The sequence below is a fragment of the Streptomyces sp. NBC_00193 genome (assembly GCF_026342735.1).
In the GTDB taxonomy this organism is placed as follows: domain Bacteria; phylum Actinomycetota; class Actinomycetes; order Streptomycetales; family Streptomycetaceae; genus Streptomyces; species Streptomyces stoeckheimensis.
On the sequence record NZ_JAPEMM010000001.1, the window covers coordinates 3,856,156 to 3,882,938 of the forward strand.

At 70.6% G+C, this 26,783-nt stretch carries 28 protein-coding genes, 1 tRNA gene and 1 pseudogene; 17 read left to right on the forward strand and 13 right to left on the reverse strand.

Annotated features, from left to right (window positions below):
* Window positions 1-14: 14 nt before the first annotated feature.
* Window positions 15-1,502, reverse strand: a complete 1,488-nt coding sequence (locus OG898_RS17085) for a tetratricopeptide repeat protein (protein ID WP_266957784.1) — start codon at window positions 1,500-1,502, stop codon at window positions 15-17.
* Between the two features lie 96 nt (window positions 1,503-1,598).
* Between OG898_RS17085 and OG898_RS17090 the strand changes: the two genes are divergently transcribed.
* Window positions 1,599-3,011 (forward strand): FAD-binding oxidoreductase, encoded by a 1,413-nt coding sequence (locus OG898_RS17090; protein ID WP_250741113.1) that lies wholly within the window; start codon window positions 1,599-1,601, stop codon window positions 3,009-3,011.
* Between the two features lies 1 nt (window position 3,012).
* Here OG898_RS17090 and OG898_RS17095 read toward each other — a convergent pair whose 3' ends face one another.
* Complete coding sequence (locus OG898_RS17095; protein ID WP_250741114.1) at window positions 3,013-3,492, reverse strand: SsgA family sporulation/cell division regulator; 480 nt, start codon at window positions 3,490-3,492, stop codon at window positions 3,013-3,015.
* A 339-nt stretch (window positions 3,493-3,831) separates the two neighbouring features.
* On the opposite strand from OG898_RS17095, the gene OG898_RS17100 reads away from it, so the two are divergent.
* The gene (locus OG898_RS17100; protein ID WP_266957787.1) at window positions 3,832-5,412 is read left to right on the forward strand and encodes an RDD family protein; all 1,581 of its coding nucleotides are present in this window, start codon (window positions 3,832-3,834) and stop codon (window positions 5,410-5,412) included.
* A gap of 88 nt (window positions 5,413-5,500) precedes the next feature.
* Complete coding sequence (locus tag OG898_RS17105) at window positions 5,501-6,271, forward strand: RDD family protein (RefSeq protein ID WP_250741117.1); 771 nt, start codon at window positions 5,501-5,503, stop codon at window positions 6,269-6,271.
* A gap of 88 nt (window positions 6,272-6,359) precedes the next feature.
* On the opposite strand, the gene OG898_RS17110 is transcribed toward OG898_RS17105, so the two are convergent.
* The gene (locus OG898_RS17110; RefSeq protein ID WP_250741119.1) at window positions 6,360-6,668 is read right to left on the reverse strand and encodes a hypothetical protein; all 309 of its coding nucleotides are present in this window, start codon (window positions 6,666-6,668) and stop codon (window positions 6,360-6,362) included.
* Between the two features lie 427 nt (window positions 6,669-7,095).
* Between OG898_RS17110 and OG898_RS17115 the strand changes: the two genes are divergently transcribed.
* Together OG898_RS17115 and OG898_RS17120 are read left to right on the forward strand one after the other, a co-directional pair.
* A complete protein-coding gene (locus tag OG898_RS17115; protein ID WP_250741120.1) occupies window positions 7,096-9,501 on the forward strand; it encodes an immune inhibitor A domain-containing protein in 2,406 nt (801 codons plus the stop codon).
* Between the two features lie 111 nt (window positions 9,502-9,612).
* Window positions 9,613-9,960: a hypothetical protein gene (locus OG898_RS17120; protein ID WP_266957791.1), complete on the forward strand. Its 348-nt coding sequence runs from the start codon at window positions 9,613-9,615 to the stop codon at window positions 9,958-9,960.
* Here OG898_RS17120 and OG898_RS17125 read toward each other — a convergent pair.
* The gene (locus tag OG898_RS17125) at window positions 9,941-10,549 is read right to left on the reverse strand and encodes a nicotinamidase (RefSeq protein ID WP_266957793.1); all 609 of its coding nucleotides are present in this window, start codon (window positions 10,547-10,549) and stop codon (window positions 9,941-9,943) included. The two genes, OG898_RS17120 and OG898_RS17125, sit on opposite strands and share 20 nt — an antisense overlap.
* 217 nt (window positions 10,550-10,766) lie before the next feature.
* Window positions 10,767-12,095 carry a nicotinate phosphoribosyltransferase gene (locus OG898_RS17130; RefSeq protein ID WP_266957795.1) on the reverse strand — a complete coding sequence of 443 codons (1,329 nt, stop codon included), beginning with the start codon at window positions 12,093-12,095 and terminating at the stop codon, window positions 10,767-10,769.
* Window positions 12,096-12,176: 81 nt separating this feature from the next.
* Between OG898_RS17130 and clpS the strand changes: the two genes are divergently transcribed.
* The 7 genes from clpS (at window position 12,177) to OG898_RS17160 (ending at window position 16,888) form a co-directional block, all read left to right on the forward strand.
* Window positions 12,177-12,491, forward strand: a complete 315-nt coding sequence (gene clpS / locus OG898_RS17135) for an ATP-dependent Clp protease adapter ClpS (RefSeq protein ID WP_243337276.1) — start codon at window positions 12,177-12,179, stop codon at window positions 12,489-12,491.
* On the forward strand, window positions 12,491-13,105 hold the full coding sequence (locus tag OG898_RS17140) for a DUF2017 domain-containing protein (protein ID WP_250741126.1): 615 nt from the start codon (window positions 12,491-12,493) through the stop codon (window positions 13,103-13,105). Before clpS ends, OG898_RS17140 begins: the two co-directional genes overlap by 1 nt.
* 319 nt (window positions 13,106-13,424) lie before the next feature.
* A complete protein-coding gene (locus tag OG898_RS17145; RefSeq protein WP_266957797.1) occupies window positions 13,425-14,846 on the forward strand; it encodes an amino acid permease in 1,422 nt (473 codons plus the stop codon).
* 85 nt (window positions 14,847-14,931) lie between these two features.
* Window positions 14,932-15,354, forward strand: coding sequence for a Mov34/MPN/PAD-1 family protein (locus tag OG898_RS17150; protein ID WP_250741128.1), 423 nt, complete (start codon window positions 14,932-14,934; stop codon window positions 15,352-15,354).
* 98 nt (window positions 15,355-15,452) lie between these two features.
* Window positions 15,453-15,560, forward strand: coding sequence for a putative leader peptide (locus OG898_RS36270; protein ID WP_323182362.1), 108 nt, complete (start codon window positions 15,453-15,455; stop codon window positions 15,558-15,560).
* Between the two features lie 90 nt (window positions 15,561-15,650).
* Window positions 15,651-15,938, forward strand: coding sequence for a MoaD/ThiS family protein (locus tag OG898_RS17155; protein ID WP_250741130.1), 288 nt, complete (start codon window positions 15,651-15,653; stop codon window positions 15,936-15,938).
* On the forward strand, window positions 15,938-16,888 hold the full coding sequence (locus OG898_RS17160) for a PLP-dependent cysteine synthase family protein (RefSeq protein WP_250741132.1): 951 nt from the start codon (window positions 15,938-15,940) through the stop codon (window positions 16,886-16,888). Before OG898_RS17155 ends, OG898_RS17160 begins: the two co-directional genes overlap by 1 nt.
* Window positions 16,889-17,108: 220 nt before the next feature.
* Here OG898_RS17160 and OG898_RS17165 read toward each other — a convergent pair whose 3' ends face one another.
* Together OG898_RS17165 and OG898_RS17170 are read right to left on the reverse strand one after the other, a co-directional pair.
* Window positions 17,109-17,396 carry a DUF488 domain-containing protein gene (locus OG898_RS17165; protein WP_266957800.1) on the reverse strand — a complete coding sequence of 96 codons (288 nt, stop codon included), beginning with the start codon at window positions 17,394-17,396 and terminating at the stop codon, window positions 17,109-17,111.
* A gap of 44 nt (window positions 17,397-17,440) precedes the next feature.
* Window positions 17,441-17,869, reverse strand: a complete 429-nt coding sequence (locus OG898_RS17170; protein ID WP_250741134.1) for a hypothetical protein — start codon at window positions 17,867-17,869, stop codon at window positions 17,441-17,443.
* A 250-nt stretch (window positions 17,870-18,119) separates the two neighbouring features.
* Between OG898_RS17170 and OG898_RS17175 the strand changes: the two genes are divergently transcribed.
* On the forward strand, window positions 18,120-18,872 hold the full coding sequence (locus OG898_RS17175; protein ID WP_250741135.1) for an MBL fold metallo-hydrolase: 753 nt from the start codon (window positions 18,120-18,122) through the stop codon (window positions 18,870-18,872).
* A gap of 92 nt (window positions 18,873-18,964) precedes the next feature.
* Here the strand turns inward: OG898_RS17175 and OG898_RS17180 are convergent, their stop codons facing one another.
* A complete protein-coding gene (locus OG898_RS17180) occupies window positions 18,965-20,236 on the reverse strand; it encodes a PTS transporter subunit EIIC (protein ID WP_266957802.1) in 1,272 nt (423 codons plus the stop codon).
* 357 nt (window positions 20,237-20,593) lie between these two features.
* Window positions 20,594-21,895 carry a PTS transporter subunit EIIC gene (locus tag OG898_RS17185; protein ID WP_266957804.1) on the reverse strand — a complete coding sequence of 434 codons (1,302 nt, stop codon included), beginning with the start codon at window positions 21,893-21,895 and terminating at the stop codon, window positions 20,594-20,596.
* A 280-nt stretch (window positions 21,896-22,175) separates the two neighbouring features.
* Here OG898_RS17185 and OG898_RS17190 point away from each other — a divergent pair.
* From OG898_RS17190 to rdgB, 4 genes and pseudogenes are all read left to right on the forward strand, one after another.
* Window positions 22,176-22,412, forward strand: a pseudogene (locus OG898_RS17190) (glucose PTS transporter subunit EIIB); the annotation flags it as partial.
* A 116-nt stretch (window positions 22,413-22,528) separates the two neighbouring features.
* Complete coding sequence (gene rph, locus OG898_RS17195) at window positions 22,529-23,260, forward strand: ribonuclease PH (protein WP_250741140.1); 732 nt, start codon at window positions 22,529-22,531, stop codon at window positions 23,258-23,260.
* A 133-nt stretch (window positions 23,261-23,393) separates the two neighbouring features.
* The gene (locus tag OG898_RS17200) at window positions 23,394-23,780 is read left to right on the forward strand and encodes a hypothetical protein (RefSeq protein WP_250741142.1); all 387 of its coding nucleotides are present in this window, start codon (window positions 23,394-23,396) and stop codon (window positions 23,778-23,780) included.
* 101 nt (window positions 23,781-23,881) lie between these two features.
* Window positions 23,882-24,511, forward strand: a complete 630-nt coding sequence (gene rdgB, locus OG898_RS17205; RefSeq protein WP_250741145.1) for an RdgB/HAM1 family non-canonical purine NTP pyrophosphatase — start codon at window positions 23,882-23,884, stop codon at window positions 24,509-24,511.
* Between the two features lie 58 nt (window positions 24,512-24,569).
* Here rdgB and OG898_RS17210 read toward each other — a convergent pair.
* From OG898_RS17210 to bcp, 4 genes are all read right to left on the reverse strand, one after another.
* A tRNA-Leu gene (locus OG898_RS17210) sits at window positions 24,570-24,644 on the reverse strand.
* 11 nt (window positions 24,645-24,655) lie between these two features.
* Entirely contained in the window at window positions 24,656-25,525 is an 870-nt protein-coding gene (locus OG898_RS17215; RefSeq protein WP_266957807.1) for an HNH endonuclease, read from the reverse strand.
* On the reverse strand, window positions 25,522-26,145 hold the full coding sequence (locus tag OG898_RS17220; RefSeq protein ID WP_266957809.1) for an HNH endonuclease: 624 nt from the start codon (window positions 26,143-26,145) through the stop codon (window positions 25,522-25,524). Before OG898_RS17220 ends, OG898_RS17215 begins: the two co-directional genes overlap by 4 nt.
* Window positions 26,146-26,289: 144 nt before the next feature.
* Window positions 26,290-26,757, reverse strand: a complete 468-nt coding sequence (bcp, locus tag OG898_RS17225) for a thioredoxin-dependent thiol peroxidase (RefSeq protein WP_250741149.1) — start codon at window positions 26,755-26,757, stop codon at window positions 26,290-26,292.
* Between the last annotated feature and the right edge of the window lie 26 nt (window positions 26,758-26,783).

Below are 26,783 nucleotides of genomic sequence, written 5' to 3' on the forward strand. Positions count from 1 at the left end.
CCGCCGGCCTACGGCTACGGCTTCGGCTTGGCGGCGGGCTTGGCCGCCTTGGGGAGTTCCGGGGCCACCCACGGCTTGGTGGGCTGCATGTTCTCCGGGCCGCCCGCCGGGGGCTTGCCGATCGTCGCCAGGGCCTCCTTCGCCAGCGGCGCCCGTACCGGCGAGAACCGCGGGTTCGTCCGCAGGGCCTCCTCCAGGTGCCGCCGCGCACCGGCCACGTCGCCCAGGCCCCGCTCGATCACCGCCCGGTGGTACGAGAACTCCGCGAGCCGCAGCCCCTGCTCCGTGGCCTTCTTCGCGTACTCCAGGGCCCCCGCGTCGTCGCCCGTCTTGTGCAGCGCCCAGCCCAGCGCGTCCGCCACCGGCAGGCTCTTGTGCCGGGCCCACTCCGCCGTGAGGCGCCGTACGGCCGCCGCCGGGTCGCCGTGGTCCGCCTCGAACCGGCCGAGCAGCAGCTCCTCGTTCACCCCGCTCCGGGCTGCCTGCGCCGGGAGCCCGGCGTACACCGCCTTCGCCTCGTCGCCCCGGCCCAGCGACTCCAGCAGCTCGCCCAGCTCCAGCGACAGCGCCGGCACCGCGGCCCGGCCCAGCGCCAGCCGGTAGTCCCGTACGGCCTCACCGCCCCGGCCCAGCGCCGCCAGCACCCGCGCCCGCCCGCCCAGCGCCGCCGCCTGGCCCGGATCGGTGCGCAGCGCGGCCTCGTACTGCTTCAGCGCCTCCGCGTCGTCGCCGCGCTCCCACGCCAGCTCCCCGAGCCGGAACAGCACGTACGCCTTCTCCGCCGGGGCCTTCGCCGCGCCCCCCGCGTGCTCCATCGACATGGCCGCGTCCTCGCGCCAGCCCCTGTCCCGGTACACCTGCGAGGCCTTCATGAAGGCCGCCAGCCCCGGCCGCATGTCGACCAGGCGCTCCATCGCCTTCTCCGCCGCCTTGTAGTCCCCGAGCCCGCCGTACGCGTCCACGAGCACCGGGTACGCCGTCCACCGCTTCGGCGCCTGCGCCCGTACCAGCTCGCCCCACTTCTTCCCGGTCCCGAAGTCCCGGCGGGCGTTGGCCAGCGCGCCCATGCCCGTCATCGCGTCGAAGTTGCCCTTCTCGACCGGGCGCAGCTCCAGCGAGCGCTTCAGCGCGCCCTCCGCCTTCGGGTACCAGGCGGGATCGGCCGTCCGCCGCGCCTGCTCCAGGTAGGCGGAGCCCAGCACCGCCCACGAGGCCTCGTCCTCCGGGTGCCCGGCGACCCACTTCTCCCGGTCGGCGACCAGCGCCGACAGGTCCACCGCCGCCACCGGCGCACCCATGCCGACCGCCGCGCGGGCCCGCTCGCTGGGCCCCGGCGGGCGCGCGTCGTCGCCCGTGCGGGCCGGCCGGATCAGCAGGGCCCCGGCGATCAGGACCACCAGGGCCGCCGCTGCCACGAGCGTCTTGCGGCCGGTGAAGGTCACGGGCGGGGCAGCCTGCAGCTGCCTCTCCTGGGAGACGGATGCGTCGCGCAGAGGGTCCATGGGGTCACTGTGCGTCAATATGAAGAGCTCGCCGAGGTGTCCGAAGAACGTCGCGGGCGTGTTCACACCGATGGCCCCGGGTGCCACGCTGGCCCCATGGCTGACGATGTTGAAGAAGTCGACGACAGGTCGCGCGCACTCCACGGGCTGCTCCACGAGCGGCTCCTCGAAGGACTTCCGCCCGCGGCCCTGCTCACCGACCCCCAGGTGACCGCCTCCTACGCCACCGACATGGCCAGCTTCTGCGCCGCCGGCACCCCGGCCGCGGTGGTCCTGCCCCGGACCGTCGAACAGGTCCAGCACGTCCTGCGCACCGCCCACGCGCTGCGCGTGCCCGTGGTCCCCCAGGGCGCCCGTACCGGTCTGTCGGGCGCGGCCAACGCCTCCGACGGCTGCATCGTGCTGTCCCTCGTGAAGATGGACCGGATCCTGGAGATCGACACCGTCGACCGGATCGCCGTCGTCGAACCGGGCGTCGTCAACGCCGTCCTCTCGCGCGCCGTCGCCGAGCGCGGCCTGCACTACCCGCCGGACCCCTCCAGCTGGGAGCAGTGCACCATCGGCGGGAACATCGGCACCGCCGCCGGCGGTCTGTGCTGCGTCAAGTACGGGGTCACCGCCGAGTACGTCCTCGGCCTCGACGTGGTCCTCGCCGACGGCAGGCTCCTGCAGACCGGCCGGCGCACCGCCAAGGGCGTCGCGGGGTACGACCTCACCCGCCTGTTCGTCGGCTCCGAGGGCAGCCTCGGCGTCGTCGTCCGGGCCGTCCTCGCCCTGCGTCCGGCCCCGCCCCGCCAGCTCGCGCTCGCCGCCGAGTTCCCCTCCGCCGCGGCCGCCTGCGCAGCCGTCTGCGCCGTCATGGAGGCCGGACTGACGCCCTCTCTGCTGGAGCTGATGGACCGTACGACCGTCCGCGCCGTCAACGCGCTGGGCAAGATGGGCCTGCCCGAGACCACCGAGGCCCTGCTGCTCGCCGCCTTCGACACCCCGCACGCACCCGAGGACCTCGCCGCCGTGGGGGAGCTGTGCACCGCCGCCGGGGCGAGCGCCGTCGTACCGGCCGAGGACGCGGCCGAGTCCGAACTGCTCCTCCAGGCCCGCCGGATGGCGCTGCCCGCCCTGGAGGCCCTGCGGCCCGCGACGATGATCGACGACGTGTGCGTACCGCGGACCCGGCTCGCCGAGATGCTGGACGGGACCGCGGCCATCGCCCGTACGCACGACCTGCTCATCGGGGTCTGCGCGCACGCCGGCGACGGGAACACCCACCCCATCGTCTGCTTCGACCCCGCCGACGAGGACGAGACCCGGCGGGCCCGCGCGTCCTTCGAGGAGATCATGGCGCTGGGGCTCGAACTGGGCGGGACCATCACGGGGGAGCACGGGGTCGGCGTCCTGAAGAAGGAATGGCTCGCCCGCGAACTCGGCCCGGTGGGCCTGGAGATGCAGCGCGCCGTCAAGCACGCCTTCGACCCGGAGGGACTGCTCAACCCGGGCAAGCTCTTCTGAGTCACAGCTCCCCGTCCGCCGACTCGTCCGACGGCCACGGGTCGCGCATCCACAGCTCGTCGGCCGGCGTCGGGGCGAGCAGCTCGGCCAGCGCCGCGTCCAGGCCGAGCCGGTCGGCCTCGGTGCCGGGCGGCACGATCCGCAGGGTCCGCTCCAGCCAGGCCGACACCGACACGGCGGGGGCCTCCAGCAGGGCGTCGCCGTCGGGGGAGCTGAGCGCCATGCACAGGACGGCCTGCTGGCCGACCTTCGTGGGCCAGATCCGCACGTCGCCGTGGCCGCACGGGCGGAACACCCCCTCGACCAGCAGCTCGCGGGCGAAGGTCCAGTTGACCGGGGTGCTGGAGCCGGTGTGGAAGGTGATGTGCACGGCGTACGGGTCGTCCGTCAGGTACAGCAGGCGGGCGGGGACGGGGACGCTGCGCTCGGGGGACAGGACCAGCTTCAGTTCCAGCTCGCGCTCGACGACGGGGTGGTGCATGGCGGCCTCACTTCGGTACGGGGTGCGTGTTCGGGCGGTGCGCGGGGCCTTCCGGCGGCCCACACCCGGAGAGAGCGCCGAAGTGCCCGGGTATGACGCGAGTTCGCGAGGCACTTCGAGGATTGGCCGAAATCAATCGGCTGACCGAAATCTTGCGTACGGGGCCGTGCTGCTCGTCTGCGTGCGTCTCTGTGCGTCCGTGCTCGTCCGTGCTCGTCCGTGCTCGTCTGGGTTCGCCCGATCGCTTGGATTCTCCCGTTACCGGACCTGTCGGGGGGCGGTTCTTGGCTATGGTCCACCCCTGCAAGAAGCCTCAAGCCACGATCGGAGTTGGGGACATTGACGGCCTCCCCTGGTGACGGCGAGCACGCGGCCCGCGAGGGCTACTACCCCGATCCGTCCATCCCCGGGTACGTCAGGTTCTGGAACGGCCTGAACTGGGTTCCCGGTACGAGCCGCCCCGCGGCCCCTGCCGACGAGACGGGTCCCGTGTTCCTCGACCAGACGGGCGTGAGCGAGGCGCTGCGCGTGCCGGAGCACCGGCCGCAGCCGCGCCCCGCGCCGGCCCCTGCCCCCGCGCCGGTTCCCGCACCGGCTCCGGCTCCGGCTCCGGCACCGGCACCGGCTCCCGCGTCCTGGCCGGAGCCCGCCGGCTCCGCGGCGGCTCCGGCCGCGCGGTCCGAGGTGGAGTCCTGGTCGGAGTCCGCTTCGCGGTCGGATTTCGAGCCCTGGCCGGGGGCCGGGCCGTCCGGGTCCGGGTCCGAGCCCGGGTCCGGGATCGGGATCGGGTCGGGGCAAGGGGCCGAGGCCGCGGAATGGCAGGCCGATCCGCTCCACCAGTCCGGGTTCGGCGGGCCGCGCGACCACCGGGTGTCCTGGGGCCACGAGGAGGAGGCCGCCGCCCGCCCCGCCGGAATCTCCCTGGCCCGCCCGCCGGTCCCGGCCCCCACGCCGCACCAGGTCCCGGCCCCCACGCCGCACCAGGCCCAGGCCCATGCACCGGCACCGGCCCAGGCCCAGGCGGCGGTTCACCGCTCGGCCCAGGCAGCGCCCCAGGCCCAGGCCCACCGCTCCGCGCAGGCCCCGGCCCGGCACTCGGCCCCGGCCGCCGTGTCGGCCGCCCTGCCCGCGCAGGGGTCCGGCTCCGCCGCCCCGGGCGGCCTCGGCATCCTGTCGGCGCCCTCCCCGGTCGCGGCCCATGCCTCCGCCGCGGCCTCCGCCCCAGCCCCCGTGTGGCCCGCCGCCCCGGGTTCGCCCGGCAGCCCTGACCCGGAGCCGGCGGAGCGCGTGCGGCGCCCGGAGCGATCGGCCCCGGCCGTCCCGGCGGAGCCCGCCCGGCGCGTGTCCCCCGTAGAGCCGGCGGACCGTGCGGAGCGGGCCGAGGCCGCCGTGCCCCCGGCTCCGCGTCCCGAGCGGACCGGCCGCGCGGTGTTCGAGCGGATGGCGGAGCGGGCCGTGCGCCCCGCCGGGCTCGTGCGCCGCGCGACGGCCCGGCTGCTGGACTCCCTCGTGTACGCCGCCGTCGCGACCGGGGTGGCGCTGCCCCTCGTGCCCGGGGCGACCGCACACCTCCAGGCCAAGGTGGACGCCGCCCGGGCGGGCGGCCGGACCACCACCGTGTGGCTGCTCGACGGGACCATCGCGGGCTCGCTGGGCCTGGTCCTGGGCGCCGTCCTCCTCTTCGGCGTCTTCTACGAAGCCCTGCCCACGGCCCGTTGGGGCCGCACCCCGGGCAAGAAGCTGTTCGGCGTACGGGTCCTGGCCACGGCCACGCTGCGCCCGCCCCGCTTCGGCGCGGCACTGCGCCGCTGGCTCGTGTACGCCCTCCTGGGCCTCCCGGGGGCCCTGTGGGCCCTCGCGGACCGCCCGCGCCGCCGGACCCTCCACGACCGCGCCGCACGCACGTACGTGGCCCGCTAGGGGCGTCCGGGCCCTCTCCCCGCCGCCCGGTCCCCCGAATGGACGCGTCCCGATTGCGGGCCGCTCCGGGCCGGGTTCGACTCGGGCCATGAGCACCGACCAGCCGCCGCCGGGCCAGCCGCCCGAGGACGACCCGTTCCTCAAGAAGCCCCAGGAACCGACGCCCCCGCCGTCGGGTGGTTCGCCGTACGGCTCACCGCCCGCAGGCGCCGGCGGAGGCTTCCCGCCGCCCCCGCCCGGAGGCGGAGGGGGCTACCCGCCGCCGCCCCCGCCCGGGGGAGGGGGCTACCCGCCCCCGCCGCCCCCGTACGGAGGCCCCGGCGGCGGCGACCCGTACGGCGGTGGTGGCGGCTACGGCATGCCCGACCCGCTCGCCGGGATGCCGCCGCTCGCCGACTTCGGCAAGCGGCTCGCCGCCCGCGTCATCGACCTGCTGATCATCGCCGTGCCGTTGTTCGTCATCCAGCTCTTCGCCGGTGACCGCAACCGCTACACGGTCGAGACGAACAAGGGCGAGGACGTCACCGAGGTCATCACCAAGTCCTACAGCGGCAGCGGTCTGGTCATGACACTGATCTCGATCGTCGCCTACGTCGGCTACGACTGGTGGTTCGTCAAGAAGAACGGCCAGACCCTCGGCAAGAAGTGGATGGGCCTGCGCGTCGCGATGCTCAACGACGGCAGCGTCCCGCAGTCCAACGCCGCGCTCTCCCGCGCCGCCGTGCTCTGGCTGCCGACGCTGATCTGCTGCTTCTGCCTGTGGCCGATCGCACTCGTCATCTCGATGCTCGTCGACAAGCCCTACAAGCAGGGTCTGCACGACAAGGTGGCCAAGACCGTGGTGGTCCAATCCACCTAGAAGGCCACCGAGCTGCGCAGTCCGGTGCGCGGGCGGTCTCCCCACGGGGGAGGCCGCCCGCGCCGCGGTGTGCGCGGCCTGCGCGGTGTCAGTGGTGCACGGGGTGTTCGACCGGGGCCGGTGCGGGGGCGGCGGCGCCCGCCGCGAGGTCCTGTGGCACGGTGGCCTGACCCCCCGGATGCGCGGCGGCGGTCCTCGTACGGGTCGCCGCGTGCCGCCCGCGCCGGCGGGGCAGCGGGACGGTGAGTGCGACGAGGAGCCCGAGGGCGAGGGCGGCGGCGGAGATGACCGCGACACCGAGACCCGTACTCGTCTGCGAGAGCAGCAGCATGGCGATCGTCGACACGATGACGGTGGCGGACCCGTAGGCGAGCTGTGCGGCAGTCGGACGCGGCATGGCGATATCCGTCCTCGAAGCGGGAGGGGGAGTCGGCTCGACCAGGTCTGGCGTCGAGTGACTCTACGACGGTGGATGCCCGAGCGGAACTGTCGGTAAGCACGACCTCACCCGCGGGAGGGGAAGCAGCGGAGCACAGGGGGCGCACGGGGGGCACCGCTGGGGTTCGTGGGGTGGGGAGGGGCGGGTGCGGCCGAAGGTCCGTCGAGGGGAAGGAAGTCCCGTTCGTCCGCTATGGCCGCGGAACGTCCGAATAGCGGAACTGGGTGACCGCATAGTGCAGTTGTAAGGAACAAGTCAAGGTCTGTCTTTTCTTGCGACTCTCCGGTCAAATGTCGTCACTTGAGACGCGCGCCGCACGGAACCCCCCACTCCTACGGAGAAGTTCCGCACCACCTTCGCGGCCGCGGGAGGGGAACGACATCAAGTGACCAGCAACTCGGCCAGAAGACGAGCGCTGCGCGCCGCCGCAATCGGCGTGACCCTGGCAGCGACGGCGGCCACCGGCGCCGCCTTCACGATGGCCACGGCAGACCCGGGTGCGAGGGTGTCTGCCGCGGACCGCCAGGACCCGACCGCTCCCTCCAAGGAGCAGGTCAAGCACAACCTCGAGGGCCCGTACAGCAAGCAGCAGGAGCAGGCCCGCAAGGCCGCCCTGGAGCAGGTGCTGAGCGGCAAGAAGGACGTCGAGCAGCGGGGCGCCTCCAAGGTCGTCAAGCTCGACGAGAAGAAGTACGTCGAGCTCGGCCGCGAGAAGACCGACAAGATCTTCACGATCCTCGTCGACTTCGGCGACCAGGTGGACAACACCACCACGTTCGACCCGGACGGCCCCGGCCCCAAGCCGCCGGTGCCCAAGTACGGCGGCAACCCGGGCCCGCTGCACAACCAGATCGCCCAGCCCGACCGCACTGTGAACAACAGCACGGCCTGGCGCAAGGACTTCAACCGCGCGTACTTCCAGGACCTGTACTTCGGTACCGGTGCCGGCAAGAACTCGCTGAAGACCTACTACGAGAAGACCTCCTCGGGCCGTTACTCGGTCGAGGGCGAGGTGGCCGACTGGGTCAAGGTCCCGTACAACGAGGCCCGTTACGGCTCGAACTACTGCGGCCAGACCAACTGCGCCAACGTCTGGGACACGGTCAAGGACGGCGTGACCGCCTGGGCCGAGGGCCAGAAGAAGGCCGGCAAGACCGACGCCCAGATCAAGGCGCAGATGGCCCAGTACGACCTCTGGGACCGCTACGACTTCGACGGCGACGGCAACTTCAACGAGCCCGACGGCTACATCGACCACTTCCAGATCGTCCACGCGGGCGAGGACGAGTCGGCCGGCGGCGGCGTGCAGGGCACCAACGCCCTGTGGGCCCACCGCTGGTACGCCTACGGCACCGAGGCCGGCAAGAGCGGCCCGGCCAACAACAAGGCCGGCGGCACCCAGATCGGCAACACCGGCATCTGGGTCGGCGACTACACGATGCAGCCCGAGAACGGCGGCCTCGGCGTCTTCGCGCACGAGTACGGCCACGACCTGGGCCTGCCGGACCTCTACGACACCTCCGGTGGCGGCGAGAACTCGGTCGGCTTCTGGTCCCTGATGTCGGCCGGCTCCTGGCTCGGCAACGGCAAGGACTCCATAGGCGACCTCCCGGGCGACATGACCGCCTGGGACAAGTTCCAGCTGGGCTGGCTGAACTACGACAAGGCCAAGGCCGCGACGAAGTCCACCCACAAGCTGGGCGTCTCGGAGTACAACACCAAGGACAAGCAGGCGCTGCTCGTCGACCTTCCCAAGAAGAAGGTCACCACCGACATCGTCGCTCCCGCCGAGGGCGCGTCGCAGTGGTGGAGCAACATGGGTGACGACCTCAAGAACACCCTCACCCGCTCGGTCGACCTGACCGGCAAGTCCTCCGCGGCCCTGTCCCTCAAGGGCTGGTGGGACATCGAGGCGGAGTACGACTTCCTGTACACCGAGGTCTCCACCGACGGTGGCGCCACCTGGACCGCGCTCGCCGGCACCGCCGACGGCGTGGCCATCCCGGTCGACGCCTCCAACAGCCCGTCGCTCACCGGCGTCTCGGGTGCCTGGAAGAACCTGAACTACTCGCTGAACGCCTACGCGGGCAAGAAGGTCGACCTCCGCTTCCGCTACCAGACGGACGGCGGCGCGGGCGGCAAGGGCTTCACGGGCGACGCGCTCAGCATCACGGCGGACGGCGCCACGCTGTTCACCGACGGTGCCGAGAACGGCGACAACGGCTGGACCGGCAAGGGCTTCTCCCGCATCGGCGCCGGCTTCACCAAGGAGTACGCCCAGTACTACCTGGCCGAGAACCGCCGCTACGTCTCGTACGACAAGACCCTCAAGGTCGGTCCGTACAACTTCGGCTTCGCCAACACGAAGCCGAACTGGGTCGAGCACTACGCCTACCAGGACGGTCTCCTGATCTGGCAGTGGGACACCTCCCAGAAGGACAACAACACCAGCCAGCACCCCGGCTCCGGTCTGATCCTTCCGATCGACGCCAACGCCAAGCCGATGAAGTGGTCGGACGGCACCCTGCTGCGCAACAAGATCCAGCCGTACGACGCCGCCTTCAGCGCGTACAAGACGGACGCGATCACCCTGCACAAGAACGGCCAGGAGCTCTTCCTGAAGCCGAAGCCCGCGCAGCTCGTCTTCGACGACCACAAGGGCAAGTACTTCTACGACGAGAACCCGACCGGCTCGGTGAAGGTCACTGACACCAACACCAAGATCAAGATCGTGAAGGAGACCTACGACGGTCTCGTCATGACGGTCGAGGTCGGCCCCTCCGTCAAGTAATTCAGTAAAACCGCAGGTCAAAGCATGATCGGCCGTCGCCCTCTAGCGGGCGGCGGCCGTTCGCGTTTAGATGCGTGAGCTGAGTTTCTTATTGACGGGGGAGATGAAGACATGCCCGGTGGAGGTTTCGTCCGATTGCCAGGCGGCAGCGTGGTCGTCGCGCTCACGCTGCCCAGACCGCTCCTGAAGGGGCCCGTCGCAGGTGGAATCGCGGGCGGTTTCGCAGGCGGCACCGAAGGTGGAAACGTCCGCGTGCTGGTGCACGCGGTGAACCGGGCCCGCGCCCTGACCAGGCTGCGGAACCTCGGACTGCGAGCCGTCTACCTGCGCGGCAACGCCGAACCGCCCACCCCGGACGAGATCACCGCCGTCCTGCACCACCCCGACGGCCTGCTGTGGCGCTCCGCGCCCGACCGGGCGGCGGAGCTGTGGCACCCGATCAGGGCCCTGCTGGGGTGACCACGGGGGTCCCGCTCAGCTCCACCCCGGCCTCCCGGAGCTCGGCCAGGGCGCGCGTCGTGGTGTGCGGGGCCACTCCGGCCGTCAGGTCGAGCAGCACGTGGGTGCGGAAGCCCGCGCGGGCCGCGTCCAGGGCGGTGGCCTTGACGCAGTGGTCGGTGGCGATGCCGACCACGTCGACCTCGGTGACCTGCCGGTCGCGCAGCCACTGCGCGAGCCCGAGACCGTTCTCGTCCGCGCCCTCGAAGCCGCTGTACGCGGCCTCGTACGCCCCCTTGTCGAAGACGGCGGCGACGGCCCCCGAGGCGACGGCGGGAGCGAAGTTCGGGTGGAAGCCCACGCCCTCGGTCCCGGCGACGCAGTGCACCGGCCAGGAGGTCTCGTAGTCCGGCTGGGCCGGGGGGTGCGCGAAGTGGGACCCGGGGTCGACGTGGTGGTCGCGGGTGGCGACGACGTGCCGGTAGCCGGCGGTGGCCTGGCCGATGAGCTCGGTGATGGCGGCCGCGATGTCGGCTCCGCCGGTGACCGCGAGGCTGCCGCCCTCGCAGAAGTCGTTCTGTACGTCGACGACGATCAGTGCGCGGTGCATGTCCGGTGCCCTTCGGTTGGGTGGTGTGGTCCTGGTGCGGCGGCGTGGGCCCTGCGGGGCCTTTCCCCCACCCCGCCCCTTCCCGAAACTGGAGCCCGACGCCGGGTAAATCCAGCCCCTCCGGCGTTTGAGGAGCGGGGTCCGGGGCGGAGCCCCGGGGAACGGCGGAAGGGTGGGTAGGGGACAGCCCCGCAGGGCCCGCCCCTACCCCAGGGGGCTACGCGTACTCGGTCGGGATCACGGCCTCGCCCCGCGACAGCTGCGTCGCGGAGAGGGGCAGGCCCGCCAGGGCCTCGCGGTGGCGGTCACGGGCCGTCTCCAGGGACTCGCGGGCCACGACCTCGCCGCCCTTGACCAGCTCCACGAGGAGCTGCTTGTCCGCCAGCGCGGAGGGCACCGGCCCGGTCCCCAGGACCTCCGCCTCCGCGACCCCCTCGGCGTCGACCCGCCGGGCGGCCCACTTGCGGCCGCCGACGGAGGTCTTGCCGCCCGAGGACTTCTTCGCCACCGACACCAGCGGCGCCTTCGGATCGGCCGAGGCGGCCCGCGCCACCAGCTTGTAGACCATCGAGCACGTCGGGTGCCCGCTGCCCGTCACCAGCTGGGTGCCGACCCCGTACGCGTCCACCGGGGCGGCCGCCAGCGAGGCGATGGCGTACTCGTCCAGGTCCGAGGTCACCACGATCTTCGTCGCGGTCGCCCCCAGCTCGTCGAGCTGCTGCCGCACCCGGTGCGCGACCAGCAGCAGGTCCCCGGAGTCGATCCGGACGGCGCCCAGGTCCGTCCCGGCCACCTCCACGGCCGTCCGGACGGCCTCCGCCACGTCGTAGGTGTCCACCAGCAGCGTGGTGCCGCTGCCCAGCGAGGCCACCTGGGCGGTGAAGGCGTCCCGCTCGCTGTCGTGCAGCAGGGTGAAGGCGTGCGCGCTCGTACCGACCGTCGGGATCCCGTACCGGAATCCGGCCGCCAGGTCCGAGGTCGAGGTGAAACCGCCGACGTACGCGGCACGGGCCGAGGCGACGGCCGCCAGCTCGTGCGTGCGCCGGGCGCCCATCTCGATCAGCGGCCGGCCGCCCGCGGCCGAGGACATCCGGGAGGCGGCCGCGGCGATCGCGGAGTCGTGGTTGAGGATCGAAAGGATCACAGTCTCCAGCAGCACGCACTCGGCGAAGCTGCCCTCGACGCGCAGGACCGGTGAGCCGGGGAAGTAGACCTCGCCCTCCGGGTAGCCCCAGATGTCGCCGGAGAAGCGGTACGAGGCGAGCCAGTCGAGGGTGCGGGCGTCGATGACGGCCCGCTCGCGCAGGAACTCCAGTACCGCGCCGTCGAAGCGGAAGTTCTCCACCGCGTCGAGCACCCGGCCGGTCCCCGCGATCACCCCGTAGCGGCGCCCCTCGGGGAGCCGCCGGGTGAACACCTCGAAGACCGAACGGCGGTCGGCCGTGCCGTTGGCCAGCGCGGCCTGCAACATCGTGAGCTCGTAATGGTCCGTGAAGAGCGCTGTCGACGGCACGTCCACCGGCAGGCCCAGGTCCGCAGGGTTCATGCGACGGATGCTAGCGCACATCTCGTCAAAGTGACGAGATGTAGGGGCCCGTTTGTGCGACGGACCCCTGTCAGTGGCAGCATGGGACAAGTGAGTGTTGCTCCCATTGAGATCGAACGCACCGAATCGGCCGAAGAGACCTTCGCGGTCCCCGAACCCGACGTCCCGTGGGTGACCCTGGTGCACAACGACCCGGTCAACCTCATGAGCTACGTGACGTACGTGTTCCAGGCGTACTTCGGCTACTCCAAGGACAAGGCGAACAAGCTGATGATGGACGTCCACCACAAGGGTCGGGCGGTCGTCTCCAGCGGCAGCCGCGAGGAGATGGAACGGGACGTGCAGGCCATGCACGGCTACGGCCTCTGGGCGACCATGTCCCAGGACCGCAACTGATGGGCGGCGTGTTCGAGCCCCTGAAGGGCGGCGGGGCCGCCATCGCGCTGGACGAGATCGAGATCTCGATCCTGCGCTCCCTGGCCGTGCAGCTGCTGGAGCTCATCGGCCCCGGCGAACCGGAGCCCGATCCGGACGCCGACCCGCTGGCCGCGCTCTTCGCCGCCTCCGACGGCCCGACCGAGCCCCCCTCCGACCCGGCCCTGGCCCGGCTCTTCCCCGACGCCTACGGCGGCCCGGAGACCGGACCCGACGCCGACGCGGAGGAGCTGCGGGCCCACTCGGCCGAATTCCGCCGCTTCACCGAGAACGACCTGCGCACCCGCAAGCGGGAGGACGCGCTGGCCGTCGTACGCAGCCTGGACGGGCTGAGCCCGGCCGGCGACGGGGCGGCCGTCCTGGAGGTCGGCGGGGAACTGCGGCTGCGCTGGCTGGGCGCCCTGAACGACCTGCGGCTCACCATCGCGGCCCGGCTCGACATCACGGAGGACGACGAGAGCGCGGTGCTGTTCCGGCTGCCGGACGACGATCCGCGCAAGCCGATGGTGATGGCGTACCTCTGGCTCGGCGGTCTCCAGGAGACCCTCGTCGAGACGCTCAGCGACACCCTCTGAAGATCCTCAAGTACGTCGGCCGTTCGCTCAGCGGACGCTCAAATCCGGATAACGATCAGATCACCACCATGTGGTGATCTGATCCATTTCAGGACCTCTGTCCTGATTTTTTTATGCCCTGCGTCACATTTTCTGCCCTCTCGCACCCGTAAGCACGTGATAAATCTTCACGACCGCCGACGGGGCGCCACCCATGCCCCGCGGCCTGCTTGAACCGGCTGACCGCCGGCGTGCAACTCCATCCGTATCCGGGGGGATCGAGGACCCGATCCGCTGCCAGCCATGGCGCGGGTCGGCGTGGAGAAAGGCGCACCAAGACATGACCTCCGTACAGGTCGACGAGCAGCAGCACGACACCACCGAGGGTGACGGCTACCACCGCGCACTCGGCGCCCGCCAGATCCAGATGATCGCGATCGGCGGCGCCATCGGCACCGGCCTCTTCCTGGGTGCCGGCAAGGCCATCTCCAAGGCCGGCCCCAGCCTGATCCTGGCCTACGCCATCGCGGGCCTGGTCATCTTCTTCATCATGCGGGCCCTGGGCGAACTGCTCATGTACCGCCCGGTGTCCGGCTCCTTCTCGGACTACGCCCGGGAGTTCCTCGGCCCCTTCTGGGGGTACGTGACCGGCTGGACCTACTGGCTCTTCTGGGTGGTCACCGGCATCACCGAAGTCACCGCCGCGGCGCAGTACATGTCGTACTGGACCCACGACAGCTTCCCGCAATGGGCGTACGCGCTGATCTTCACGGTCATCCTCTACGGCGCCAACCTGATCTCCGTGAAGCTCTTCGGCGAGCTGGAGTTCTGGTTCTCGATGGTCAAGGTCACCGCCATCGTCGGCATGATCCTGATCTGCGCCGGCATCCTCACCATCGGTTTCTCCGACGCCGCGGACACCGCCACCGTCTCCAACCTGTGGAACGACGGGGGCTTCTTCCCCAAGGGCCTCGGCGGCACGCTGATGACCCTGCAGATCGTGATGTTCGCCTTCCTCGCCGTCGAGCTGGTCGGCGTCACCGCCGGCGAGTCCAAGGACCCCGAGAAGACCCTGCCCAAGGCCATCAACACCGTGCCGTGGCGCATCGCCGTCTTCTACGTCGGCGCGCTGATCATGATCCTGTCGGTCGTCCCCTGGCACGAGTTCCAGCCCGGCGTCAGCCCCTTCGTCGCCGCCTTCGAGAAGATGGGCCTCGGCGTCGGCGCCGCGATCGTCAACTTCGTCGTCCTGACCGCGGCCCTGTCCTCCTGCAACTCGGGCATGTACTCCACCGGCCGCATGCTGCGCGACCTCGCCCTCAACGGCCAGGGCCCGAAGTTCTTCACCAAGCTCACCAAGAGCGGTACCCCGCTGATCGGCACCACCTTCTCGGCGGCGCTGATGCTGGTCGGCGTCTGGATCAACTACGTCGCCCCCGGCAAGGCCTTCGACTACGTCGTCTCCTTCGCCACCATCTCCGGCATGTGGGCCTGGATCATGATCCTGGTCTGCCAGATCCGCTACCGCGCGGCCTCCGACCGCGGCGACCTGCCCGCGTCGCCGTTCCGCGCCCCCGGCGCCCCGTACACGAGCTACTTCGCCCTGGCCTTCATCGGCATGGTCATCGTGATGATGGGCGTCGACAAGGACGCCCGGGTCTCGCTCTACTGCGCCCCGCTGTGGGGTCTGCTGCTGGGCGTCTCCTACCTGGTGATGAAGTCCCGCGACCCGCGCGGCGCCGCCTTCACCAAGGCTTCCTGAGACGCCGCAAGGCCCCTGTCCAGCATCCGGGCCCTCCCGTACCACTCCTCGGTACGGGAGGGCCCGTCTGCTTATCCTGTCGCTCATGCTGACCATCACCCAGGACCTGTACGACCGGATCGTCGCGCACGCCCGTCAGGACCACCCCGACGAGGCCTGCGGCGTGGTGGCCGGCCCGGCGGGCACGGACCGCCCGGAGCGTTTCGTCCCGATGCTGAACGCGGCCCGGTCGCCCACGTTCTACGAGTTCGACTCGAAGGACCTGCTGAAGCTCTACCGCGACCTGGACGACCGGGACGAAGAGCCCGTCATCGTCTACCACTCGCACACCGCGACCGAGGCCTACCCCTCGCGCACGGACGTGACGTACGCGAACGAGCCCGGCGCGCACTACGTGTTGGTCTCCACGGCGGACAAGGACGGCCTGGGGGAGTTCCAGTTCCGGTCGTACAAGATCATCGAAGGCGTGATCGCGGAGGAAGAAGTACAGGTCGTCGAGGCCTACTGAGGCGTCGCGCGAGACCTGGTCTCACTATGTGAGCGATATCCGTCCACGATGTGAAATCACACTCCAAACCAGGGACCGGGAATCGTTAACATGACCGCATGGTTTCCCACGACGTGAGCATCGAGACGCCCGGCAGGCTGCTGCTTGTGGCGCGGCTGCACGTCGACCTGTGCCGCCTCGCCAGCGCCATCTGTACTGCCGCCTGAGCACCGCGGGCCCCCTCGCGGGCCGCGCGGCTCGCGCCTGCTCCGCTTCGCTTCCCCGCCTTCCCTTCACCATCCTGACTGGAGCCTGCCATGGCCATCGAGGTCCGCATCCCCACCATCCTCCGCACCTACACCGACGGCGAGAAGGCCGTCACCGGTGAGGGCGCCACCCTGGCCGACCTCTTCTCCGACCTGGAGACCCGCCACAAGGGCATCCAGGAGCGCATCATCGACGAGGCCAAGGGCGGCGAGCTGCGCCGCTTCGTCAACGTCTACCTCAACGACGAGGACGTCCGCTTCCTCGACGGCATCTCCACCGCCCTCAAGGACGGCGACAACGTCACCATCCTCCCGGCCGTAGCCGGCGGATCGAAGTAATGCGCTACGACTCCCCGCTGGCCGCGGTCGGCAACACGCCGCTGGTACGCCTGCCCCGGCTCTCGCCCTCGGACGACGTCCGCATCTGGGCGAAGCTCGAGGACCGCAACCCGACCGGCTCGATCAAGGACCGCCCCGCGCTCCACATGGTCGAGCAGGCCGAGAAGGACGGCCGGCTGTACCCCGGCTGCACGATCCTGGAGCCCACCTCGGGCAACACGGGCATCTCCCTCGCCATGGCCGCGAAGCTCAAGGGCTACAAGATCGTGTGCGTCATGCCGGAGAACACCTCCCAGGAGCGGCGCGACCTGCTGGCCATGTGGGGAGCCGAGATCATCCCGTCGCCGGCGGCGGGCGGTTCGAACACGGCCGTCCGCGTCGCGAAGGAACTGGCGGAGCAGAACCCCTCCTGGGTGATGCTCTACCAGTACGGCAACCCCGACAACGCGGGTGCCCACTACGCCACGACCGGCCCGGAGATCCTCGCGGACCTCCCCTCGATCACCCACTTCGTGGCGGGCCTGGGCACCACGGGCACCCTCATGGGCGTGGGCCGCTACCTGCGCGAACACGTCCCCGGCGTCAAGATCGTCGCGGCGGAACCGCGCTACGACGACCTCGTCTACGGCCTGCGCAACCTCGACGAGGGCTTCGTCCCGGAGCTCTACGACCCCTCCGTCCTGACGACCCGCTTCTCGGTGGGCTCGGCGGACGCGGTCACCCGCACCCGGGAGCTCCTCCAGCAGGAGGGCATCTTCGCGGGCGTCTCCACGGGCGCGGCCCTGCACGCGGCGATCGGCGTCGGCCGCAAGGCGGTGGCGGCGGGCGAATCGGCCGACATCGTCTTCGTCGTCGCCGACGGCGGCTGGAAGTACCTGTCGACGGGCGTCTACACCGCGGCCACCACCGAAGAAGCCATCGAAGTCCTCCAGGGCCAACTCTGGGCGTAGCCGAGCGCAAATCGCTCAAACGCCGGCGGGGCTGGATCTCCAGCCCCGCCGGCGTTTTTCAGCCGTCCGGCGTTTGAGGACCGGGGTCTGGGGCGGAGCCCCAGGGGGGTCCGGGCGGAGCCCGGGGATCGGTGGAAGGGCGGGTAGGGGACTCCGCCCCGCGCAGCGGCACACCCGCAGCCCGCCCGGCGGGCCGGGACACCCCCGCGCCCCGGACGGTTCAGCCCAACAACGCGGCCAGCACCCCCGCATGACTCGCCCCGGGATCCTTGACGGCGGTCAACAACGTGACGGGCCCGCCCGCAGCCACCGCCCGCAGCCGCGCGAGCTCCACCACCGCCTCCTCCGAGCGAAGCTCCACCGCGTACCGCTCCCGGAACTCCGCCACGGACCCACCCGCGTGGAACCACTTCCGCAGCTCCCCCGACGGGGCGACCGCCTTCGCCCACTCGTCGACCCCCGCCGCCTCCTTCGACAGCCCGCGCGGCCACAGCCGGTCCACGAGCACCCTGACCCCGTCCAGCTCCGGTTCCGGGGGATCGTAGACCCGCTTCAGCCGGACGACCCGGGTCCCCCGAGCCCTCCGAGCCCCTTCACCTCGTCCCACACCGCCGGATCCACCGTCCCCAGCAGCCGCGCCCTCGCGAACTCCCATACCGACACCTCCACCACCCGGTCCGCCTCCAGGAACCCGCCCCGCGCCCCGACCACCCCCGGCGGCAGCGGGATCACCCCGGCGCTCCGGTCGTCGTACTTCCCGGTGATCCGCGCGATCCGCGCCCGGTGGCCCCGTACGCCCAGCACCAGGACGGGCCGCCCGTCCTCCAGGGACCACAGCTCGCCGGCCTCCGGCCGCGGCAGCGGTCCGGGTCCGTGCGGCGGATCCGCGGCCCGCCGCACCCGCCGCGCCCGCCGGGGGAGGAGCACCAGCAGGATCACGACCAGCACCGCGGCGACGGCCGGCCACCAGGACGTGTCCATACTCCGACCGTAGCCCCGCCCGGCGCCCCCGGCATGGCAGCGGCACGCCCACCGCACCCCGGTCCTACCGCAGCCGCACGGCACCCGCACGGCAACGCGGGTCCGCCCCGTCGCTCCCCCGGGTGACAGCTCAGGTGATTCGCCCCACAACGGCCCGCCGCGGAGGAGCGACCGGACGTTTCGCGCCTTACGCTCGACCCACGCACGGCCCGCATTCCGTCCACGGACCGTCCACGGAGGTTCACGCTCCATGAAGCTCACCGTCGTCGGCTGTTCGGGCTCGTTCCCGTCCGCGGAATCGGCCTGTTCGAGCTACCTCGTCGAGGCCGACGGCTTCCGGCTGCTCCTCGACATGGGCAACGGCTCCCTCGGCGAGCTCCAGCGGCACATCGGGCTCTACGATCTCGACGCGATCTTCCTCAGCCACCTGCACGCCGATCACTGCATCGACATGTGCGCGTACTTCGTCGCCCGCTTCTACCGCCACGAGGGCGGCCGCTGCGGCACCATCCCCGTCTACGGCCCCGAGGGCACCGAGAAGCGGCTGTCCACCGCGTACGAGGACGTCCCCGACGAGCGCTCCATGAGCGAGGTCTTCGACTTCCGGACCCTGAAGTCCGGCTCCTTCGAGATCGGCCCGTTCCAGGTCCGCACCGAGAAGGTCTGCCACCCGGTCGAGTCCTACGGGATCCGCGTCGAGCACGGCGGCCGCTCGCTGACGTACTCCGGTGACACCGGCGTCTGCCCCGAGCTGGGCCTGCTCGCCGAGGACACCGACCTCTTCCTGTGCGAGGCCTCCTTCACGCACGGCAAGGAGGACATCCCGGACCTCCACCTCAACGGGCGCGAGGCCGGCGAGTTCGCCCGCGCCGGCCGCGCCGGACGGCTCGTCCTGACCCACATCCCGCCGTGGACGGACGCCGAACGCAACCTGGCCGACGCCCGCGCGGTCTACGAGGGCCCGGTCGAGCTGGCGTACACGGGCGCGGTGTACGAGGTCTGACCGACTGCCCGTCCCGACGGGCTCGTGGACACGCGAAAGCCCCCGCCCTCCCTTCCGGGAGAGCGGGGGCTTCTTCGTACGGCCTTGCGTGCTTACTTGGCCTCGGCCTTGAGGATCTCGGCGAGCTCCTCGTCGGACTCGCGGCCCGGCGTCGGCAGGTTCCACTTGGTGATGGCGAAGCGGAAGACGAAGTAGTAGACGACCGCGAAGCAGAGGCCGATGCCGGCCAGGCCCCACGGGTTGTTCGCGATGCCGAGGTTCAGGACGAAGTCGACCGCACCGGCGGAGAAGCCGAAGCCGTCACGCATGCCCAGGGCCCAGGTCAGCGCCATGGAGACACCGGTCAGGACCGCGTGGATCGCGTAGAGGACCGGGGCGATGAACATGAAGGTGAACTCGATGGGCTCGGTCACACCGGTCACGAAGGCGGTGAGCGCGAGGGAGAACATCATGCCGCCGACGACCTTGCGGCGCTCGGGGCGCGCACAGTGGACGATCGCGAGGCAGGCGGCCGGGAGGGCGAACATCATGATCGGGAAGAAGCCGGTCATGAACTGTCCGGCGGTCGGGTCACCGGCGAGGAAGCGGCCGATGTCACCGTGGACGGCACCGGTCGGGGTCTCGAAGGAGCCGGCCTGGAACCACGGGAAGGAGTTCAGCAGGTGGTGCATGCCGATCGGGATCAGCGCACGGTTGGCGACACCGAAGATGCCCGCGCCGACGGCGCCGGAGCCGGTCAGCCACTCACCGAAGCTGTGCAGACCCGAGCCGAGGACCGGCCAGATGAGACCGAAGACGATGCCCGTGACCAGACCCGCGAGGGCGGAGAGGATCGGGACGAGGCGGCGGCCGCCGAAGAAGCCCGCCCAGTCCGGCAGCTTGGTCCGGTAGAACTTCTGGTAGAGCAGCGCGGTGATGACACCCATCACGACGCCGCCGAGCACACCGGCGTTGACCGGGGCGTCCAGCATGACGATCTTGCCGCCGACGACCTTGGCGACCTGCGGCAGGTTGCTGTCCGTGAAGGTGGCGAGCACCTTCTGGAAGACCAGGTAACCGGTGACGGCCGCGAGGGCGGTCGAACCGTCCGACTTCTTGGCGAAGCCGATCGCGATGCCGACGGCGAACAGCAGCGCCATGTTGTCGAGGATCGCGCCACCACCGGCGGCCATGTAGCCGGCGATCTTGAGCACGAACGTCGGGAAGACGTCCTTGTCGCCGAGCATGTCGTCCGCGCCGAGGCGGAGCAGGAGCGCGCCGGCAGGCAGCACCGCAACGGGGAGCATGAGGCTCCGGCCGATGCGCTGCATGACGGCCATCACGCCAGCGCCCTTCTTCTTTTCCGCAGCGGTGGCTGTGGACATGGTCTTCCTCCAGTGGACAAGGCTCTGCCAAGGACGTGGAAAAACGGGGGATTGGCAGCGTCTCGGAACGGGGGACCCCGGGGCCGAAAGGCCCACGTGGTCTACACCACTCAGTGGTGTAGACCAGTTGTAGCACGGTGAGGTCGGCGTAAGGAACCCGTCATTTCCGTGGGGGAGGACACAGTCGGACATACATGACAAAGGCCTTCGGACCCTGTGGGTCCGAAGGCCTCGTGTGCCGTCGGGTGGTGCGAGCGGGGCTTCCGGTGGCCCCGTGGCGGTCCGTTCGGCGGGCCGCCGCAGGGGCGTTCGCCCGCCCCGGGGGCGGACTCGCGCCCCGCGGGGGACCGGCGCCGGTCAGGCCTTGGTGTTCTCCGCCTGCATGACCTCGATCTCCTCGTCGGACTCCCGGCCGGGCGTCTTGATGTCCCACTTGGTGATCGCGAAGCGGAAGATGCCGTAGTAGACGACGGCGAAGCAGAGGCCGATCGGAATGATCAGCCAGGGCTTCGTCGCCAGGCTCCAGTTGATGACGTAGTCGATCAGACCCGCCGAGAAGCTGAAGCCGTCCTTGGCCCCGAAGGCCCAGGTCACCGCCATCGACACACCCGTCAGCACCGCGTGGACCGCGTACAGTGCCGGCGCCAGGAAGAGGAACGAGTACTCCAGCGGCTCCGTGATGCCGGTGACGAACGAGGTCAGGCCGACCGACAGCATCAGGCCGCCGACCTCCTTGCGCCGGGCCGGCTTCGCGCAGTGCGTGATCGCCAGCGCCGCCGCCGGGAGGGCGAACATCATGATCGGGAAGAAGCCGGTGAGGAACTGGCCCGCGTTGGGGTCGCCCGCGAGGAACATCGGGATGTCGCCGTGCACCGTCTGCCCGTCCGGCTTGGTGTAGCTGCCGAACTGGAACCACACGGGCACGTTCAGGAACTGGTGCAGGCCGATCACCAGCAGCGCGCGGTTCGCGATGCCGAAGATGCCGGCGCCCACCGAGCCCAGACCCACCAGCCAGTCCGAGAAGCTCTCCAGCGCGTCGCCGATCGGCGGCCAGATCCACAGGCAGAGCACGGCGAAGGCGATCGCCACCAAGGTCATGATGATCGGGACCAGGCGGCGGCCGTTGAAGAAGCCCAGCCAGTCCACCAGCTTGACCCGGTGGTAGCGCTGCCAGAACCAGGCGGCCAGCATGCCCATGATGATGCCGCCGAACACCCCCGGGTTCTGGTACGTGTACTCGACGAAGGCGTCCCCGGCCCCCAGGCAGGCGCCCTTGATGTCCTTGGTCCCCTCCGGGCAGGACTTGGGGAAGGCGTGCAGCACGCTCCGGTAGACGAGGAAGCCGACCACCGCCGCGAGGGCGGTCGAGCCGTCCGCCTTCTTGGCCATGCCGATCGCGACGCCGATGCAGAAGAGCAGCGGCAGGCCGATGTCCGCGTTGAGCAGGGCGCCGCCCGCGGCCGCCATGACCTTGGCGACGCTCGTCCAGCCCAGGCCGTCCTTGCCGAACACGTCGTCCTGGCCGAACCGGTTCAGGATGCCGGCCGCGGGCAGCACGGCGATCGGCAGTTGCAGGCTCCGGCCCATCTTCTGCAGCCCTTGGAACAAGCCGTTCCACCACTTCTGCTGTGGCACTGCTGCGGCGCTGCTCGCGCTCATCCGCGTCCTCCCTGACCGGCCCGTTTTTGGCAGTCGCGACACTTGCGGCACACTGGTGTAGACCACTTGTGTTGCGGTCGCATTTCACCCGCCTTAGGGCAGGTTGGTGCTGATCATCATCATTCGGCAGATACCGGGCATGTGCCCGCGTAGCTGGGCCAATCGTGGGCTACCGTGACGAAGCGGACCGCCCTGGTGGGTCGGTCGATCGGGCGGCGGGCGTTCACACGCCGACGCCGGATGTCAGTCGGACTCGTTCTTCGTAGAACTCAGGGAGAAACACATGGCCACCAAGGCTGAGAAGATCGTCGCCGGGCTCGGCGGCATCGAGAACATCGAAGAGGTCGAGGGCTGCATCACCCGCCTGCGCACCGAGGTCATCGACCCGAGCAAGGTCGACGAGGCCGCACTGAAGGCCGCCGGCGCCCACGGCGTCGTCAAGATGGGCACCGCGATCCAGGTCGTCATCGGCACCGACGCCGACCCGATCGCCGCCGACATCGAAGACATGATGTGAGCTGAGCCCACCGGCTCCCACGCGCCCCCGCGCGCACCCGTACGTACGACAGGACCCCGACCGGACGCACCCGGACGGGGTCTTCTCGTTCCCTTGCACCGGCTAGGCTCGGTGCCATGTCTCGCATCGACGGCCGTACGCCCGAACAGCTCCGCCCGGTCACCATCGAACGCGGATGGAGCAAGCACGCAGAGGGCTCCGTCCTCGTCTCCTTCGGAGACACCAAGGTCTTCTGCACCGCCTCCTTCAGCGAAGGCGTCCCGCGCTGGCGCAAGGGCAGCGGCGAAGGCTGGGTCACCTCCGAGTACTCGATGCTGCCCCGCGCCACGAACACCCGCGGCGACCGCGAATCCGTACGCGGCAAGATCGGCGGCCGCACGCACGAGATCTCCCGCCTGATCGGCCGCTCGCTGCGCGCCGTCATCGACTACAAGGCCCTCGGCGAGAACACCATCGTCCTGGACTGCGACGTCCTCCAGGCCGACGGCGGCACCCGCACCGCCGCCATCACCGGCGCCTACGTGGCCCTGGCCGACGCCATCTCCTGGGGTCAGGGCAAGAAGCTCATCAAGGCCGGCCGCAAGCCCCTGACCGGCACCGTCGCCGCCGTCAGCGTCGGCATCGTCGACGGCGTCCCGCTCCTCGACCTCTGCTACGAGGAGGACGTGCGCGCCGAGACCGACATGAACGTGGTCTGCACCGGCGACGGCCGCTTCGTCGAGGTCCAGGGCACGGCCGAGGGCGAGCCCTTCGACCGCAAGGAACTCAACGCCCTCCTCGACCTGGCAGCAGGCGGCTGCGCCGACCTGGAAGCCCTCCAGCTCGGCGCCCTGGAGCTCACGCTCTGAGACCGGTGGCAACCGCGCGGCCCGTCCGCGCGTCTCCGGGGATACGGGTGCACGGCGTCGAAGCCGTGCGCCCGTCCACGTATCTGCGTGCCTGAACGTCCGCTGTATCCACATCATCCTCCTGGGGGCCGAAGTGAAGCCGAAGTACCGCCTGGCAGCCGTCGCCCTGACGGCAGCGCTCGCCATACCCGCGATCACCTCCTGCGACGCGATCTCGACCGCGATGGACTGCGCCAGCACGGCGGTCGCCATCACGGACGGCGCCAACGACCTCCAGCAGGCGGTCTCGCAGGCCGGCAACAGCCCGCAGGACGCCCAGAACGCGCTCAACGCGATCGAGGCCAACCTCAAGAAGGTCGGCGACCAGACGGACAACGCCGACCTGAGCAAGGCCATTTCCTCGATGAACACGGCCGTCCAGAACGTCCGCACCTCCATCGAGAGCGGCACCACGACCCCCGACGTCACCCCGGTCGCGGACGCGGCGAAGGAGATCTCGAAGGTCTGCACCCCGGGCTGATCCGGCGAGCGGGCCGATGCCCGGGCGCGGTCCGGGATGCGGCCCGAGGTGCGGGCGAAGGCCCGGAGAGGGGCCCGGGCGGCGGCCCGGATAATGGCTCCATGACCTCGACGCAGCCCTCCGCGACGCCCAGCCGCCTGATCCTCGCCACGCGCAACGCGGGCAAGGTCACCGAACTCCGCGCCATCCTGTCCGCCGCCGGCCTGCCGCACGAGCTGGTCGGCGCGGACGCGTACCCGGAGATCCCGGACGTCAAGGAAACCGGCGTCACCTTCGCCGAGAACGCCCTCCTCAAGGCACACGCCCTGGCCCAGGCCACGGGCCTGCCGGCGGTCGCGGACGACTCGGGCCTCTGCGTGGACGTCCTGAACGGCGCCCCGGGCATCTTCTCGGCCCGCTGGGCCGGCACCCACGGCGACGACGCCGCGAACCTGGCCCTCCTCCTGGCCCAGCTCGGCGACATCGACGACGCCCACCGCGGAGCCCACTTCTTCTGCGCGGCCGCCCTCGCCCTCCCGGACGGCACGGAACGCGTGGTCGAAGGCCGCCTCCTGGGCACCCTGCGCCACACCCCGTCGGGCACGGGCGGCTTCGGCTACGACCCGATCCTCGAACCCCTCGGCGAGTCCCGCACCTGCGCGGAACTCACCCCGTCGGAAAAGAACGCCATCTCCCACCGAGGCCAGGCCTTCCGAGCCCTGATCCCGGTGGTGAGGGAACTCCTGGGCTGAGCCGAGGCAGAACGCCGACGGCCGGTCATCCCCCGAAGGGGGTGACCGGCCGTTGATGTGGGCCCGGTGGGACTCGAACCCACGACACACCGGACCTAAACCGGCGCCCTCTAGCCAGCTGGGGTACGGACCCGTGCGACCACCTTACTGGTCGACAGCAGGTCGTTGCGATGGGATGGCCGTCCTTGATCGCTTGGAGAAGGTCGGTGTCTGGCTGTGGCAGGAGGGGCACAAGTAGCGGAGGTTCTCCCGGCGGTTGTCCAGCCGGTCGCCGTTCACGTGGTCGATCTCCAGAACGAGTCTCCTGCCGTGCCAGACGTCGCCGATGCCGCACTCCGCGCACACGTGCAGCACACCGAGGTCGTCCAAGGCGCGGCGCAGCGTCGCCGTCTTGGTTCGAGAAGAGCCGACTTCGAGCCGTCGCAGGATCTCTGCCGAGGACATGCGTGACGGGGAGGGGCGACCGATGGTGTGCCCCTGGCCGGTGAAGTGTTCTGTCGACACCCCGTATGCCTCGATGCTCCGCCTGGCTTTGGCGCGTGCCGCTCCGTCGAAGGGATGGTGGCCGAGTGCGCGCATGACCCCCGCCATGCTCTTCGAGTCGGCGACTGCGGGCGTGATCTCCTCGCGGGCGAAGAGGTGACGTGACGACGGAGCGCCTCGACGGGGGAAGTGCGACGTGTCTATCCCGAACCGGTCGAGGAGTTTGGTGATGTGGACGCGGGCGCTGTTGTACGGCTCGACGCCCATGTGGGCGAGCATCCCCGTGATGTCGTCCGAGCATGCGGCGGCTTCACGGAGCCGTTCCTCCGTATAGCGCTGCCGGACCCGTTCAGGGAGCGGCTCGTCGGCGAAGTGAGATGTGTCGATGCCGTAGTGCGCCAGCCTGTCGCGCAGGTATCGGCGAGGGCCCGCCAGCAGCGGGGTGTCCAGAAGCCTCATGAGGTCGACCAGGCTGGTCGCAAGCGGCGCCGTCCGACTCAGCAGATTCCGGGTGTACTTGACCTCGCTCACGCAGCCCTCCTGGCCTTGCGGCCGCGGTATGTGTCCGTAGCCGCGTGGCAGTTGGGGCACAGGATTCGGAGGTTTTCCTGCCGGTTGTCCCACCAGTCGCCGTTGATGTGGTCGACCTCGTGTCGCAGGGGCCTGTCGTTCCACACCGTGCCGACGCCGCACTCGCTGCACTCCTCGGGGACACCGATCTTCAGCAGCTCTCGCCGGAGGCGCTCGCCGGGCACTCGGCCGTCCTGAGGATCCCTGAGGGAGAGGGCCGGCCCGAGGGAGCCCTTGGCTCGCCGTCGGGTGGCGACGAAGTGTGACGTGTCGATGCCGAGAGCGACGATCCGTCGCGAGATGTGGGTCTGGTTGCCGCCGACGTTGCTGATACCGAGTCGGCCGACCACCTCCGAGATGGACGTGGACTCGGCCACCAGCTCCCGGAGCCGCTCCTCCGTGTGCCGTGCCCACCTCGTGGGGAAGTGAGAGCAGTCGATTCCCGCTTCCTGCATCTTCGCCCGCAGATAGCGCCTGCTGCCATTGCTTGGCGTGCCACCGCACAGGCGGACGGCGTCGTCCCAGTTGTTCGCCTCGCGGGCCGCGGTTTCCAGTAGCTCGTGCGTGTATCGGACCGCCATTGCCTCCCCCTATCGGCCGCGCGTACGGCCCTCGTATGGAGTAACGGGACCGATAGTCGGACGGTTACGGTCGGGCGTGCCGATAAACGGATCGGCCCGCACCGGGTGTGGTGCGGGCCGATCCGTTCGGGCGGGGTGCCGGGGTCAGATGCCCAGGTCCTTGATGATCTTGGCTACGTGGCCCGTGGCCTTGACGTTGTAGAGGGCGCGTTCGACCTTGCCCTCCTCGTCGACGATCACCGTGGAGCGGATGACCCCGGTGACGGTCTTGCCGTAGAGCTTCTTCTCGCCGAAGGCCCCGTACGCCGTCAGGACCTCCTTCGAGGGGTCGCCTACCAGGGTGACCTTCAGGTGCTCCTGCTCGCGGAACTTCGCCAGCTTCTCCGGCTTGTCCGGGGAGACGCCGATGACGTCGTAGCCGGCCGTGGCCAGGACCGCCAGGTTGTCCGTGAAGTCGCAGGCCTGCTTCGTGCAGCCCGGCGTCAGCGCGGCCGGGTAGAAGTACACGATCACCTTGCGGCCCTTGTGGTCGGCGAGCGAGATCTCGTTGCCGTCCGCGTCGGGCAGGGTGAAGGCGGGGGCGATGTCGCCCGGCTCAAGTCGCTCGCTCATCTCAACAGTCTCCTCGGGAGGGGATC